Genomic DNA, 13903 nt, shown 5'->3' on the forward strand with positions numbered 1-13903 from the left:
GCACTGACGTACGCGCGGGCGGGCCCTTGCGGGGGTCAGCAGTGGTGGGGGATGTCGGCCACGGTGGTGAGGAGGTCGGGGGCCCGGGTGGTGCCCGCCGGCATCGTCGGGTCGATGAGGACCTTCAGGTGCTCGCCGGTCAGCCGCCGGCCGGGCCGGTCGGCGGCCATCGACCGCAGCGCGGGGCCCGCCGCCTCCAGGGAGAGCACATGGCTGAGCACCCGGCCGAAGCGCTCCGGGTACGCGGCGAGCAGGTCCTGCGCCCGCAGCAGATGACCGGGGGAGGTGCCGCGGTGACCGGTGAGGCGGATGCGCTTGCCCGAGGGCAGGGTGACCGGCCGCGCCCCGCCGGAGCGGGGAACTCCGCACACGTTGGACCGGCGTACGGAGTTGAGGTCCAGGTCGCCGGTGAGCTCGTGCCGCGTTCCCGTGCCGAAGCCGCCGAACAGGTCGATGGGGGCGTCCTCCTCCACCGCCAGGGCGGCCTGCGCGAACGCCTCGCCCGCGGCCTCCCTCGGCAGGCAGACGAAGGCGGCCGTGACGCCGCCGCCGGGTGCCCCGCCGGTGAGGCGGGTGGTCGCGAGGACCTCACGGCGCCGCAGGTACTCAAGCCGCTCCCGCCGGGGGTGGACGAGGATCGTGGACACGCCCCGGATCTCGCCCACCAGCGCGGCCAGGACCGCCGTCGTCCCGCTGCCCCACACGCCCACGGTGTCCGCCGGGCCGCGGGCGCCGAGCAGGTCCCAGCCGTAGAGGACGGCGCCCAGGGGCTCGGCGAGCACGGTGAGGTCGGCGACCAGGTCCGGGCGGGCCGGGACCAGGCTGCGCCGCACCAGGTCGCCGGGGGCTTCCGGGTAGCGCCGCCGGAAGACGCCGTCGTACGAGTGACCGAGGATCCGGTCCTGGTCGGCGGAGTCCACCGGGTTGAACACCCCGCGTACGGGCCCGTCGGGCGCGCAGTGCTCGGCCAGCCCCTCGTGGCCGAGCACGGAGGCGCCGTCGGGCCGGACACCGCGCTGGATCTGGAGGTCCGTGCCGCAGATCCCCGCCCGCAGGACGCGCAGCGAGCCCCGGGCGCCGATCCGTTCCCGGTGCAGGCGCAGACCGCCGTCTCCGGTGCGGGTCCACGACAGGTCGGTGAGCGGGCTCATGCCGCGGCCCCCGTCTCGTCGAGCAGCCGGTGCAGCCGGTGCAGCAGGGCGCAGGCACGCCCCAGTTCGGCCTCGGTCACGCCGACGGCGAAGGAACACTTCCCGATGCCGATGGGCAGCGGCAGGTTCTGCTCCCCGCCGCGGTGCCGCGTCGAATCCTGGAGGGCTTCGACGAGGAACGGCACCTCGCAGAGCTCGTGCCGGACCGGCAGCCCCACGCGGCGCAGCAGCGCCAGTACCCGGAGCGCCTCGTCCGCGGTCTGGAGGCCCTGGCCGACGGCGAGCGCGCAGGACAGCGCCATGTCGACCGACACCGCCTCGCCGTGCAGCAGCCCGGGCTGCGCCGCCATCTCGAGGGCCGGGCTGAAGGTGTGCCCGAAGTCGACCGCCCGCCGCAGGTCGTGCTCCCACAGGTTCGGTTCGAGCTCGGCCAGCATGCTGCCGACCGCGAGCCGTATCACCCGCCGCCCCTCGGGGCCGTCCAGCCTGCCGTCCACCAGCCGCTCGGCGTGCGCGTCGAGCAGGTCGAACAGCTCGGCGTCGGCGATCACCCCCATCTTGACGATCTCGGCGAGGCCGTTGCTGAGGTGGCGGGTGCTCAGGGTCCGGAGGAATCCCCGGTCGAGCAGGGTCTCGGAGGCCGCGTGGAAGGAGCCGAGGCGGTTCTTGTGCCCGTGGAAGTTGACCGCGGTCTTGACGCCGACCGCCGCGTCGACCAGCCCGATCAGCGTGGTGGGTATCCGGACGTACGGGGTCCCCCGCCGGTAGAGACCGGCCGCGAGGCCCACCAGGTCGGTCAGCACCCCGCCGCCGACGGCCACGATCGGATCGCGGCGGGAGAGGGCCACGGAGTCGGCCGCCTCGGCGATCCGCTCGACCGAGGCGAGCACCTTGGTCCGCTCGCCGCCGGGAAGGGCGAGGACCGTCGGGGTCACCCCCCAGGCGCGGAAGTAGCCCTCGATCTCCCCGGCCCGGTCCGCGAGGACCGTCTCGTCGACGACGATCAGGCGCCGGTCGCCCGGAGCCGTCCGGGCGGCGCGGGCGAGCGCGCCGTTCTCCGGCGACAGCACGTCCTCCGTCTCCGCCACGCGGTAGGAGACGTCCAGACTGGCGTGGACCGTCCAAGTCCCGTCACTCATGGTGTGTGTTCACTCCCGTCGACAAGTCCGCGTGCGTGGATTCCCACCCCGCGCAGCGCGCACAGTCCGTCCGAAGGCCCCCGGAGGATCCGCGGGGCGAAGTAGTCCGGGTCCCGGTCCGAGATGCCGTACAGACCCAGCCGGCCGAGGTTGCCCCGGAGACTGGCCAGGTACGGGTCGCCGAGCCCGTCCACCACTCCGCCGGTCAGCACCGTGTACTCGACCTGCGGGTTGAGGCAGGTCTGGGCGAGCAGCACCTCGGCGAGTGGCGCGGTCACGGCGTCGAGGAGCCGGCGGGCGCCGTCGTGCCCGGCGGCCACGGCGTGCCCGAACGCGGCGAGCACCCCCGCCGTCGCCGCCGTGTCCGGGTCCCCGCCCCAGTCGGAGGCGGGCACCCGGTGCAGGACGCCCTCGATCCCGCGCCCCGAGGCGAACGCGCTGACGTGACCCGGTGCCCCGCAGTCGCAGTCGGCGGCCACCGGTGCGCCGTCCCACTCCATGCGGGAGGGCAGGTGCCCCACCTCGCCCTGGAGGCCGTACCGCCGGTCCCTCGGGATGCGGCCGGTGGCGAGGTCGATGGTCCGGTAGGCGATGCCGGTGCTCACGGTGAGCGCGGCCGCCGTCCGGGTCTGGTCCAGGGTGTCGTCCTTCAGCAGGGCGTACGCGAGCGCGGAGACGTCGTTCAGGACCGCCCAGGTCACCTCAGGGCGGCGGGCGGCCAGTTCGCCGGCGGGGTGCCAGTCGGTGGTCTCGGCCCCGAAGAGGGGGGCGCCGCCGATCACCCGGCCGGTGCGGTCGTCCATGGCGGCGCCCAGGGAGACCGCGCAGAGGTCGATCGGCGCGGGCCACTCGGCGCGCAGCTCGTCCAGGGTGTCCACGATCCAGTCGGTCGTCCGCCGCTGGACTCCGGCCGCGGGCCAGCCCGTGCTGCGGGTGGTGACGGCCGGTCGCCTGCGGAGCCCCTCGACGGTGTCGCCGCCGGTCAGCACGCCGGCTCTGAACCACGTGCCGCCCAGGTCGAGGACGGCGACCGGCCGGTCGCTCGCCCGCGCCCGGGAGGCGGAGAACGGCCGAGCGGTCACCGGTGCCCGGGAGACGGAGGACGGCCGAGCGGTCACCGGCCCTGGCCGGCGGCGGCGTCGTCCAGCAGGAGCAGGCCGTCGGAGCCGAGGAAGGTGCGGGTGGCGAAGGTGTCGGCCGTGCCGGACCGGACCTTCTCCACCGCCTCGGTCTTCGACCCGCCGGTCGCGAGCAGCACCCGGGTCCCCGCGCCGCTGAGGGACCGGAGCGTCTGCGTCATGCGGACGGCGCCGTCGGCGGTGGTCGTGACCTGCGCGCCGGACGTGTCCTGCGGGTCGTAGCGGTCGTGGAACAGCGACGCCAGGTGCCCGTCGGGGCCCAGCTGGAGCAGGACCACGTCCGCGCTGCCGTCCGGTGTCAGCGTCCCCAGCAGCTTGGCGTACTCGGCCGCCGCGGCCCCGGGGTCGGCGGCGCGTACGGGCATGGGGTGGCGGCGGTCCTCCGGCACCGACGCCGGGTCGAGCAGCGTCTGGCAGATCATCCGCCAGTTCGAACCGGTCTCCGTGTGCGGCAGCACCCGGTCGTCGGTCTGCACGACCTGGACCGAGCCCCAGGGGACGTCCATGGCGGCGAGCAGCCGGTACGTGTCCACCGGGGTGTTCCCGCCGGTGAGCGCGAGAACGCACTCACCGCGTCGGGAGACGGCCTTCCGAACGGCGTCCGCGACGGCCGAGGCCGCATTCGCGGAAGCTGCTTCGGCCGTGGCGAAACAGCGTATGGACGAGGTGGTCAATTCAGTCTCCCGAGGCTGGGTGCGGAGTTCTCCAATCGGCCCCGACAGTACTGCCGAAGGCCGGTTCCGGACATTAACTCAGTTGAACGGAAGCCTCTGTTGAACCGGACGTGCAGCTGTTAACTTGCAGGTCATGACGGATGTGAGAATGCGGAAGTACCTGGACCGCCTGGGTTTCGACGGCGATCTGACGCCCACCGTCGATAACCTGCGGCGACTGCACAGGGCGCATGTGGAGAGAATTCCCTACGAGACTCTCGACTTTCAGCTCGGCCGGGCACCCGGAATCGATCCCGGGGAATCCTCCGACCGTCTGGCGAACAGCAGCAGAGGCGGCTACTGCTTTCATCTGAACGGCGCGTTCGCGTGGCTGCTCGCCGCACTCGGCTACCAGGTGCGGACGCATCGCGTCGGCGTCCAGAAGGTGGACGAGGCCGTGCCGCCCGGCATCAACGGCAACCACATGGCCGTGACGGTCACCGGGCTTCCCGCGCCGGGCGGCCCCGGGGGGAGCCTGCTGGTCGACGTCGGCCTGGGGTTCGCCTTCCACGAGCCCCTGCCGCTGCGCCCCGGGCGCACCGAACAGGGGCCGTTCGGCTACGAGCTGAGCCCGTCGCCCTTCGAGGCCGGCGCCTGGCGCCTGGACCACCGGCCGCTGCGGGGCTTCGCCGGGGCGGACATCTCCCTCGTACCGGCCCGTCCCGCGGACTTCGCGGAGGAGCACGCCCGGCTGTCCACCGCGCCGGACTCCGACTTCGTCCGGCTCGCCCGCGTCCAGCGCAGGGACGCCGACGGCACCGATCTGCTCCTCGGGTGCGTCCTGACGCGGATCACGGAGGCGGGGGACGAGCGCACCGAACTCGGCACCGCCACCGACTGGTTCGACGCGCTGTCCTCGACCTTCGGCATCGACCCGGACGAGTTCGGCGCCGAGGGGCGCGACCGGCTGTGGCGGACGGTCCGGGCGGGCCACGAGGAGTGGCGACGGTCCACGCCGGAAGCCGCCGCGCTCACCCCGTGAACCGCCCATGGCCACCCCGGGCCGCCGTCGCGGCCGGGCCGTCACCTCACCACGTGTCCCTCGGCGGGCCCGGCGCCCGCCGGCCGGTGAGGATCTCGGCGGCGGCCACCGCGTTGACGAGCCCCGCCCCGTAGGTCTTCAGGACCGTCGTCCCCGCCGGTACGGGCAGGTCGTGGAAGCCCATGTCGACCACGACCGTGTCGGGGCGGGCCGCCGTCAGCGCGGCGAGCACCGCCGTCTGCCAGGCGTCGGCCGCCTCGGCCCGCACGACGACGGCCGTCGCCACCCCGTCCGGTACGCGCAGCTCGTCCGGGGGCGTTCCGGGCTCGGCGGTGAGCTGCCCGGCGAGCCCGCCGAGCCGGGCGAGGGGCCCGGTGAGGCCCCACGGCACGGTCCCGCAGGAGATGCTCGGCTCCGGGCGCAGCTCCACGACGAAGCGGGGGGCCGGCGTGGGGCGGGGCCCGCGCAGCTCCACCGCCCGGCGGGCCGCGGCCAGCCCGGCCGTACCGCCGTCGGCGGCCAGTCCGGCCGTACCGCCGTCGGCGGCCAGTCCGGCCGTACCGCCGTCCGCGGCCGGTTCGGCGGGGCCGCTCGTCCAGGCGCGCAGCCGGGCGACCCGCTCGGCGGCCTCCTCAAGGCGCGCGAGCGGCAGCGAACCGTCGGCGACGGCCCCGCGGACGCTCTCCAGGATCTCCGCGCAGTCCTTCTCGCCGTCCTGCGGGCCGGTGATCACCAGGTCCACGCCGGCCCGCAAGGCCCGTACGGCCGCGCCGCCGATACCGGCCCCGGCCTGCGCGGCCTTCATGTCGAGCGCGTCGCTGACCACCACGCCCTCGAAGCCGAGCTCGCCGCGCAGGACGTCGCGCAGGAGCCGCTCGCTGAACGTGGCCGGTACGGAGTCGAGCGCCTCGACCACGACATGGCCGGTCATCACCGCCTGGACGCCGGCCCGGACGGCGCTCGCGAACGGCGCGAGGTCGCGGGCGCGGAACAGCTCCTCCGGCGCGTCGACGACCGGGAGCGCGTAGTGCGAGTCGACGCGGGTGGCCCCGAGCCCGGGGAAGTGCTTGGCCGTGGCGGCCACCCGGTGCCGCTGGGTCGCCTCGACGAACGCCCGGGTGTGCGCGGCCACCCGTCCGGCGTCCGGGCCGAACGACCGGGTGCCGAAGACGGGCAGGTGGAAGCCGGGACAGACGTCCGCCGACGGCGCGAGGTTCATCGTGACGCCCAGGTTCCTGAGGTCCGCCGCGATGGCCGAGGCCACCTCCGCGGTGAGCGCCGTGTCGTCCACGACCCCGAGGGCGAGGTTGCCCGGATAGTTGCTGCCCCGGTGGTACTCGGCCCGGGTGATGTCGCCGCCTTCCTCGTCCAGGGCGACGACGAGGTCGGGGCGCAGCGCCCGCAGTGGGGCGGTGACGTCCTCGCGTATCCGCCCGTCCAGGAGCCCCAGGTTGGCCCCGTACAGCACGATGCCGGCGAGCGAGTCGTCCAGCGCCCGCTTCAGCCAGTCGGGTGGCGCCGCTCCGCCGTAGGCGGGCAGCAGGCAGGAGTTGACCAGTCGGGTCAGGTGGTCCATCGCGTTCCCCTCGGTTGCTGTGGGGCGCGGCCGTCCGCGGAGCGGACGCGGCGCGCCGGAAGAGCCGTCGTGCGGCGGCGGCCGCACCGGCAGAGCCGTGGTGCGGCGGCGACCAGCACGGGAGAGCCGTCGTGCACACGCGGCCCGTGCGGACGCGGCCCCTGCGGGAGGGCCGCGTGCGGACGAGGCCGCCTGGGTGAGTCCGGCTCAGCCCGTCATCCGCTGCCGCCGGTCGAGCTGTTCGGCGAGCTCCAGCCAGGACTCGCCGCATCTGCGGGCCAGGTCGGCGATGGTGCCGACACAGTGGCTCGGCGCCTCGTCGACGACGGTCCGGGCCTCCCGGGGCTCGAGTACGTGTCCGGTCAGCCACCGCAGGAGGCTGCGCCCGCTCTCGTTGAAGCGGAGGGACGGGTCGGAGAGCAGGATCCGCATCATGGCGGCCACGTCGCGCTGGGCCTGCGGCTCGGCGGCCCGGGCCGACGCGGGCACGGCCGGCAGCTGGGTGGAGACGGTGGTGACGGACCGGCGGGTGGCAGCCGCCAGCGGCGCGCGCGTCCTGCCCTGTGGCACGGGGTCCTCGCCGCGCAGCACCCGGGACCGTACGTCCGCGGCCGTGCCCAGGGAGATGCCCGCTTCCTTGGCGATCTGGCGCAGCGGGGTGTGGGGCTGGGCCTTGATGAGTTCACCGGCGGACCTGCGTCCCTCGATGCTGCTCAGGGGCCGGCGCTTGCCGTCCCGCCCGATCCGCACGTTCAGCGTGGTGGTGTTCTCGGCGACGTTCTCCCGGCGGATGGCGCTGATCGACTTGGCGGCGAGGCCGGTCGCCTCGGCGATGGCCCGGTCGGACCACTGGGGGTGGGTCCGCAGGATCCGGGCGGCCGCCGCCCGGCGGTCGGCCCGTGAGAGAGGGAGGCCGTGGGTGATGTTGAGACGTACGGCGAGCAGGAAGAGGTCCCGCTCGTCGCCGTCGACGAACCGCGCGTCGATGCGATCCGCGCCGCGGAGCAGCGAGGCACGGACGCGGTGCGTTCCGTCGACCACCCGCAGGGTGGGGCGGTGCACCACGATCGGCGGAAAGGGTTTGTCCGATTCCGCGAGCAATCGGACGTGCTCCGGCAATTCCGCCTGAAGTCTCGGAGATTCTCTGGTGATGAGGGACGCGATGGGTACGGATTCGACCGCGATTCCCCTCATGTCGTTCGTGTCAAGGCCTGGCGCTCCCAAGTTGAAGCGGCCGCCCATTAGTTTCCCCTTTTCCAGTATTTCCTGAGCTGCATGATCGAAAGGATTACACGAGGCCGGTAGGGGTGCAACAGAAATTAGAGCGGTGCCCATAGGGTGAGACGGGATGGGCTAATGTCAGCAGTTGAACGAATTGGAACTCTGCATTCCGGATCGCCTCTGACCTGCTGTGATGTGTCCATCTGAGGGTGTGCCACGTTATGAAGGAGTCTTGAATTAGCACATTGGTCTAGACATGGAAGATTCTGGTTGGTAGTTTCTGACGGGCAATTCGATGAAATTGGAAATGCTGTTTCATTGGATATCGCAGGGCATTCGCATCGACTGATCGGCGGATATGTACGACGAGGGTGACAACGGGGACACCGTGGATCTCTGGTACGTACCCCTCGTGTCTCCGCCGGACGGCACGGGGTCGTTGACCCATCTCCTCGACAGCCGTGAGCGCGCGGAATGCGAACGCATTCCGCCGGGGATCGGGCGTCTCCGCTACACCGTCTCCCACGCCGCCTACCGGACGACCCTGGCCCGCTACTGCGACGTGCCGCCGCACGCCATCCGCTGGCGGCGCACGGCCCGGGGCAAGCCGTTTCTCGACCGGCTCCCGGGCGCGCCCCACAGCAGCCTCAGCCACGCCGGGGACCTGGCAGCGATCGCGGTCAGCCGGCGGCGCGGCGTCGGTGTGGACCTCGCGGGCCCGGGCCCGCGAGGGCGTGAAGCGGCCCTGGCCGCCCGGTTCTTCACCCCCGAGGAGGCCGGGGCGATCGCGGCGGGCGAGAGCTTCCCCCGGCTCTGGGCGCGCAAGGAGGCGTGCGTCAAGGCGGTGGGAGCGACCTTCGTCGACGGCCTGCGGCTGTCGGTCCTGCGGCAGGGAGCGCTGCGCTGCGAGGACGGGCCGCTCCGCGGTCAGCGATGGTGGCTGTCCGACGTGAGCGCACCCGCCCCGTACCGCGCGGCCCTCGCCCTCCGGGGCGACACCCCCTTCACCGTGCGCGTGCACGGCCGGCGGGGGGCGGACGACGCCTGTGGTCGATCCTCCCCGGACGCTCCCCGGGGCCACTCGTAGTCCCGGATTCTCCCCGGTTCTCCCCGGCGAGATATCTGGAACTGTCCCCGGAATAGGTCCCCTTGACGTGGCCCTGTGGTCTACCGTCCTGGTGTGGACCAGCTGATCACGGAAGACCCGACCCGGATAGGCCCGTACCGCCTGATCGCCCGCCTCGGCGCCGGCGGCATGGGACTGGTCTATCTGGGCCGTTCGGAAGCCGGCCGGACCGTTGCGGTGAAGGTCGTCCAGGCCGAACACGCGGCGCACCCCGAGTTCCGCAAGCGGTTCGCGCGGGAGGTGGCGGCGGCGAGGCGGGTCGGCGGGGCGTGGACGGCCGCGGTGCTCGACGCCGATACGGACGCCCAAGTGCCGTGGGTCGCTACGCAGTACATCCCCGGACCCGACCTGACGACCGTGGTCGCCAAGGACTTCGGCCCGCTGCCCGAGCAGTCGGTACAGATCCTGGCCCACCGCCTCGCCGAGGCCCTGTCGGCCGTGCACGGCGCGGGTCTGATCCACCGGGACCTCAAGCCGTCCAACGTCCTGGTGACCGTCGACGGTCCGCGCGTCATCGACTTCGGTATCGCCCGCGCCATGGACAGCCTGACCTCCGACAGCCTGCTCACGCACACCGGGATGCTGATCGGCTCGCCCGGATTCATGTCGCCCGAGCAGGTGCGGGGTCTCGAACTCACCCCGGCGAGCGATGTGTTCTGCCTGGGTGCGGTTCTCGTGTACGCGGCCACGGGGAGGCTGCTCTTCGGCGCGGGCACGACCGGCCTGAACGCCCATCTGTTCCGGATCGCGGAGGAGGAGCCGGATCTCGTCGGCGTACCGGAAGGACTGCTGGATCTCGTACGGGCCTGTCTGCACAAGGATCCGGCGCAGCGGCCGACGCCCGCGGAGATCGCCGGGCGGACGGCTTCCCCGAGTGCCGGGGAGTGGCTGCCGGGGGCCGTACTCGCTCAGCTGGGCCGTCATGCGGCGCGGTTGCTGGACTTCGCCCCGGAGACGCGGGCTCCGGTCGCCGACCCGCGGATCCCCGCGCAGGCGGCATCCGCCCCTCCGGCGGCCGTCGCCCCGCACGCACAGCCCACGGACGCGGCATCCCCCGCGCACGCACGGCCCTCGGACGCGGCACCCCCCGCGTCCGCTCCGCACACACCGTCCCCGCCCGTGCCCGGCTACGTCCCGACCACACCTGCGCACCCGTCCGCCCCCGCGGCCCCGCCCCCCAGGAGCCGAGGGACCCTGCTCCTCGCGTTCCTCGCGCAGCTGCTCGTGGTGCTGGACGCGGCACTCGGCTCGAACGTCGTCCTCGAACACGTCGTCATGGACAGCGCGCTCTCGACCGGCGACATGGCATGGGTGTACTCCGGCTACTTCCTGGCCTTCGGCGGTCTGCTCCTGATCGGCGGCCACCTGTGCGACCTCATCGGCCGCAGAGCGACCCTGCTGATCGGACTGACCGCCTGTGTGGCAGCCGGTGTCGTCAGCGGTGCGTCACCCGGCGTCGACGTGCTGCTGTGGGCCAGGGTTCTGCAGGGCGCCGGCGCGGCCTTGGTGACCCCGGCCGCGCTCGGCCTGACCGTCACGGCCGCTGAGGGCTCGGCCCGCACCAAGGCGTTCGGAACGTATTCCCTGGCCGGCATCGGCGGCCCGCTGTTCGCGCTCCCCTTGGCCAGGGAGCTCGACCAGTACGTGGCGTGGCGGGCCTGCTTCTACATCCTCGCCGCCCTGACGCTGCTCGTCCTCATCGCCGCCGCCGCTGTCGTACGCGACCGTACGCGCCGCTCCCCGGCCTTCTTCGACCCCTTGGGCGCCGCGCTCGGCTCCCTCGGTCTCGTCGCGCTCGCGTACTCCATGGTCCAGGCCGCCGCATTGGGCTGGAACGTGCCGGTCATGATCGGCTCGTGCGCCGCAGGTGTGCTGCTCCTCGCCGCCTTCCTCTGGTCGCAGACCCGGACACCCACGCCGATCCTCCCGCCGTACGTATGGCAGGACCCCAGCCGCAGAGGCGCCGTCATCGCGCTCGGCCTGATCGCGGTCCCGCTGGCCGTACTGACACAGGGGCAGATGTTGTTCTCCGTCATGAACGGCTGGAACGAGGTCTTCGCCGTGGGACTCGCGGCCCTGATCGTCTTTCTCATCAGCGCCCGGCTGCTCGCCCCCCGCCTCAGCGGAGTCGCCCGCCTGTCCGGCGGGCTGCTCCTGACAGCCGGTGGCCTGGTGCTGCTCAGCTTCGCCGAGTACGAGCTGTACTTCGCCACCATCGGGGGCGGGCTGGCCCTCTGCGCCGTCGGGCTCGGCCTGTCCAGCGGAACGTTGCTCAGCGCGGCCACCGAAGTCATGGCCGAGGACACCGGCGGCATGGCCGGAACGGTCCATGCCGTGCTGCAGGCGGGGACCGTGGTGGGCATGACGCTGCCCACTCTTCTGTACGGGGGCGGCGGCCACGCGTGGGTCGGGCATGCCGGAGATGTTCCGGCCGCGGTCTGGTGGGGCGCGGCGGCGTTCCTGGTCGTGGCCGCCCTGGTCGCGAGCCGCAGCCGCCGCGAGGTGATCTACCTCTACTCCTGACCGGCCCGAAGGGTGCTGGGCGGCACGGGCACAAGTACGCCGCGGTCGCCGAGGTGGCGCCGCGCTCACGTCCGATGCCTATGCTCATTTCATTGCCGGAGGCCGACAGGCTGAAGAGATGGATGGGCTGGGAAAGTGCTGGAAGAGGTCGTAGCGACCCGCTATGTCACGCCCCTGCGTGAGGGCGGCTCGCTCCCCGGGATCGTCGAGGCCGACGATCTCGGCACGTACGTCATGAAGTTCACCGGCGCCGGTCAGGGGCGCAAGACCCTGGTCGCCGAGGTCGTCTGCGGGCAGCTCGCCCGCAGGCTCGGGCTGCGGGTGCCGGAGCTCGTCGCCATGCAGCTCGACCCGGTCATCGGGCTCTCCGAGCCCGACCAGGAGGTGCAGGAGCTGCTGAAGGCGAGCGGCGGGCTCAACCTGGGGATGGACTTCCTGCCCGGATCGCTGGGCTTCGACCCGCTGGCGTACGAGGTGGACCCCGTGGAGGCCGGCAAGGTCGTCTGGTTCGACGCGGTCATCAACAACGTCGACCGGTCCTGGCGGAACCCGAACATGCTCGTCTGGCACGGCGACCTGTGGCTCATCGACCACGGTGCCACCATGATCTGGCACCACAACTGGCCGGGCGCCCAGGCCTCCGCCGCCAAGCCGTACGACGCCTCCGACCACGCCCTCGCCCCCTTCTCGCCGGACATCGCCGCCGCGGCCGCCGAGCTCGCGCCGCTCGTCACCCGCGAGTTGCTCGACGCCGTCGCTGCCGACGTACCCGACGAGTGGATCGTCGACGAACCGGGCTTCGACAGTACGGACGCGGTGCGCGCCGCCTACGTCGAGGCGCTGCTGCCCCGCGCCGCCACCATCCACGAGCGGATCACGCTCGGCCCGCGCCATGAGAACCGGCCGCAGCAGCCGCCCGGCTGGCTCGCCGAACGTCTCGCGCCCCGGCCGCACCCCACCGAGAAGGACACCACCCCGTGACCGACCGCGATGTCTTCGAGTACGCGCTGCTGCGCGTGGTGCCACGGGTCGAGCGCGGCGAGTGCTTCAACGCCGGGGTGGTCGTCTACTGCCGGGCCCGCTCCTTCGTCGCCGCCCGCACGCATCTGGACGAGACGAAGCTGTCGGTGCTCGACCCGGCGGCGGACGTGACTGGTGTCCGGGCGGCGCTGCGCGCCGTGGAGGGCGTCTGCATGGGGGGAGACGCCGCGGGTCAGGCCGCGCCGGACGACGCGGGGCGCCGCTTCCGCTGGCTGATCGCGCCCCGCTCCACCGTCGTCCAGCCGGGGCCCGTGCACACCGGGCTCACCGCCGACCCCGAGGCCGAGGTGGAGCGGCTGCTCGACCTGCTCGTGCGCTGAGCGCGCGCGCCCGCTCGCGACTCCCGCGACACGGAGTGACCGGGTGCACCCGATGGGCCGTTGACACCGGGTGCCAGGGCTTCTAGCGTCACGTCTGCGGACGATACTAAGCGGTCGCTCATGTGCGGGACGCAGGAGCGGGTGACCGGTTCGACCGCGACCAGGGACGATCCAAGGGCGAGGAGAACCAAGCATGTCCACCACCGAGCAGCGCGTAGCCGTCGTCACAGGTGCCGCACGGGGAATCGGCGCCGCCACCGCGCTCCGCCTCGCGGCCGAGGGCCGCGCCGTCGCCGTACTCGACCTCGACGAGGCGGCCTGCAAGGACACCGTCGAGAAGATCACCGCCGCGGGCGGCACCGCTCTCGCGGTCGGCTGCGACGTCTCCGACAGCGCCCAGGTGGAGGCCGCCGTCGCGCGTGTCGCCGCCGAGCTCGGCGCGCCGACGATCCTCGTCAACAACGCGGGTGTGCTCCGCGACAACCTGCTGTTCAAGATGTCCGAGTCGGACTGGGACCTCGTCATGAACGTGCACCTCAAGGGTGCCTTCCTGATGGCGAAGGCCTGTCAGAAGCACATGGTGGACGCGGGCTTCGGCCGGATCGTCTCGCTCTCCTCCTCCTCGGCGCTCGGCAACCGCGGCCAGGCCAACTACTCGGCCGTGAAGGCCGGTCTCCAGGGCCTCACCAAGACCCTCGCCAAGGAGCTCGGCAAGTTCGGCATCACGGCCAACGCCGTCGCCCCGGGCTTCATCGTCACCGAGATGACCGCGCAGACCGCCGAGCGCGTCGGCATGGGCTTCGAGGACTTCCAGGCGGCCGCCGCGTCCATGATCCCGGTCCAGCGGGTCGGCCGCCCCGAGGATGTCGCCCACGCGATCGCCTTCTTCGCGGGCGACGACGCGGGCTTCATCTCCGGCCAGGTCATGTACGTGGCCGGCGGCCCGCTCAACTGACGACCGGCAGCGAGAGG

The 13903-nt window shown here is 72.9% G+C and carries 12 protein-coding genes; 6 read left to right on the top strand and 6 right to left on the bottom strand.

From position 1 onward, the window contains the following. Positions 1-35 precede the first annotated feature (35 nt). From ACIRB7_RS09185 to pgl, 4 genes are read right to left on the bottom strand one after another with little or no spacing between them, the layout of a single operon-like run. A complete protein-coding gene (locus tag ACIRB7_RS09185; RefSeq protein ID WP_403594622.1) occupies positions 36-1151 on the bottom strand; it encodes a dehydrogenase in 1116 nt (371 codons plus the stop codon). After that, complete coding sequence (locus ACIRB7_RS09190) at positions 1148-2290, bottom strand: sedoheptulose 7-phosphate cyclase (protein WP_403594625.1); 1143 nt, start codon at positions 2288-2290, stop codon at positions 1148-1150. The genes ACIRB7_RS09185 and ACIRB7_RS09190 overlap by 4 nt, the downstream gene beginning before the upstream one ends. Next, positions 2287-3372 (bottom strand): ROK family protein, encoded by a 1086-nt coding sequence (locus tag ACIRB7_RS09195; RefSeq protein ID WP_403594628.1) that lies wholly within the window; start codon positions 3370-3372, stop codon positions 2287-2289. Before ACIRB7_RS09195 ends, ACIRB7_RS09190 begins: the two co-directional genes overlap by 4 nt. Positions 3373-3404: 32 nt before the next feature. Next, positions 3405-4103, bottom strand: a complete 699-nt coding sequence (gene pgl, locus ACIRB7_RS09200) for a 6-phosphogluconolactonase (RefSeq protein ID WP_403594631.1) — start codon at positions 4101-4103, stop codon at positions 3405-3407. Between the two features lie 133 nt (positions 4104-4236). Between pgl and ACIRB7_RS09205 the strand changes: the two genes are divergently transcribed. Continuing rightward, entirely contained in the window at positions 4237-5124 is an 888-nt protein-coding gene (locus tag ACIRB7_RS09205) for an arylamine N-acetyltransferase (protein WP_403594634.1), read from the top strand. Between the two features lie 46 nt (positions 5125-5170). On the opposite strand, the gene ACIRB7_RS09210 is transcribed toward ACIRB7_RS09205, so the two are convergent. Continuing rightward, positions 5171-6700: a glycoside hydrolase family 3 protein gene (locus ACIRB7_RS09210; RefSeq protein ID WP_403594637.1), complete on the bottom strand. Its 1530-nt coding sequence runs from the start codon at positions 6698-6700 to the stop codon at positions 5171-5173. Positions 6701-6907: 207 nt separating this feature from the next. After that, on the bottom strand, positions 6908-7894 hold the full coding sequence (locus ACIRB7_RS09215; RefSeq protein ID WP_403594639.1) for a ParB/RepB/Spo0J family partition protein: 987 nt from the start codon (positions 7892-7894) through the stop codon (positions 6908-6910). A gap of 385 nt (positions 7895-8279) precedes the next feature. Here ACIRB7_RS09215 and ACIRB7_RS09220 point away from each other — a divergent pair, with 385 nt between their 5' ends. The 5 genes from ACIRB7_RS09220 (at position 8280) to fabG (ending at position 13886) form a co-directional block, all read left to right on the top strand. After that, positions 8280-9008 carry a 4'-phosphopantetheinyl transferase family protein gene (locus ACIRB7_RS09220; protein WP_403594642.1) on the top strand — a complete coding sequence of 243 codons (729 nt, stop codon included), beginning with the start codon at positions 8280-8282 and terminating at the stop codon, positions 9006-9008. A gap of 93 nt (positions 9009-9101) precedes the next feature. After that, positions 9102-11570 carry an MFS transporter gene (locus ACIRB7_RS09225; protein WP_403594645.1) on the top strand — a complete coding sequence of 823 codons (2469 nt, stop codon included), beginning with the start codon at positions 9102-9104 and terminating at the stop codon, positions 11568-11570. A gap of 138 nt (positions 11571-11708) precedes the next feature. Then, positions 11709-12551: a HipA family kinase gene (locus tag ACIRB7_RS09230; protein WP_403596134.1), complete on the top strand. Its 843-nt coding sequence runs from the start codon at positions 11709-11711 to the stop codon at positions 12549-12551. Further along, positions 12548-12931 carry a DUF3037 domain-containing protein gene (locus tag ACIRB7_RS09235; protein WP_403594648.1) on the top strand — a complete coding sequence of 128 codons (384 nt, stop codon included), beginning with the start codon at positions 12548-12550 and terminating at the stop codon, positions 12929-12931. The genes ACIRB7_RS09230 and ACIRB7_RS09235 overlap by 4 nt, the downstream gene beginning before the upstream one ends. 193 nt (positions 12932-13124) lie before the next feature. Further along, a complete protein-coding gene (gene fabG / locus ACIRB7_RS09240; RefSeq protein WP_403594651.1) occupies positions 13125-13886 on the top strand; it encodes a 3-oxoacyl-ACP reductase FabG in 762 nt (253 codons plus the stop codon). The last annotated feature ends 17 nt before the right edge of the window (positions 13887-13903 follow it).

This window comes from Streptomyces sp. NPDC093795 (assembly GCF_044764665.1).
In the GTDB taxonomy this organism is placed as follows: Bacteria; Actinomycetota; Actinomycetes; order Streptomycetales; family Streptomycetaceae; genus Streptomyces.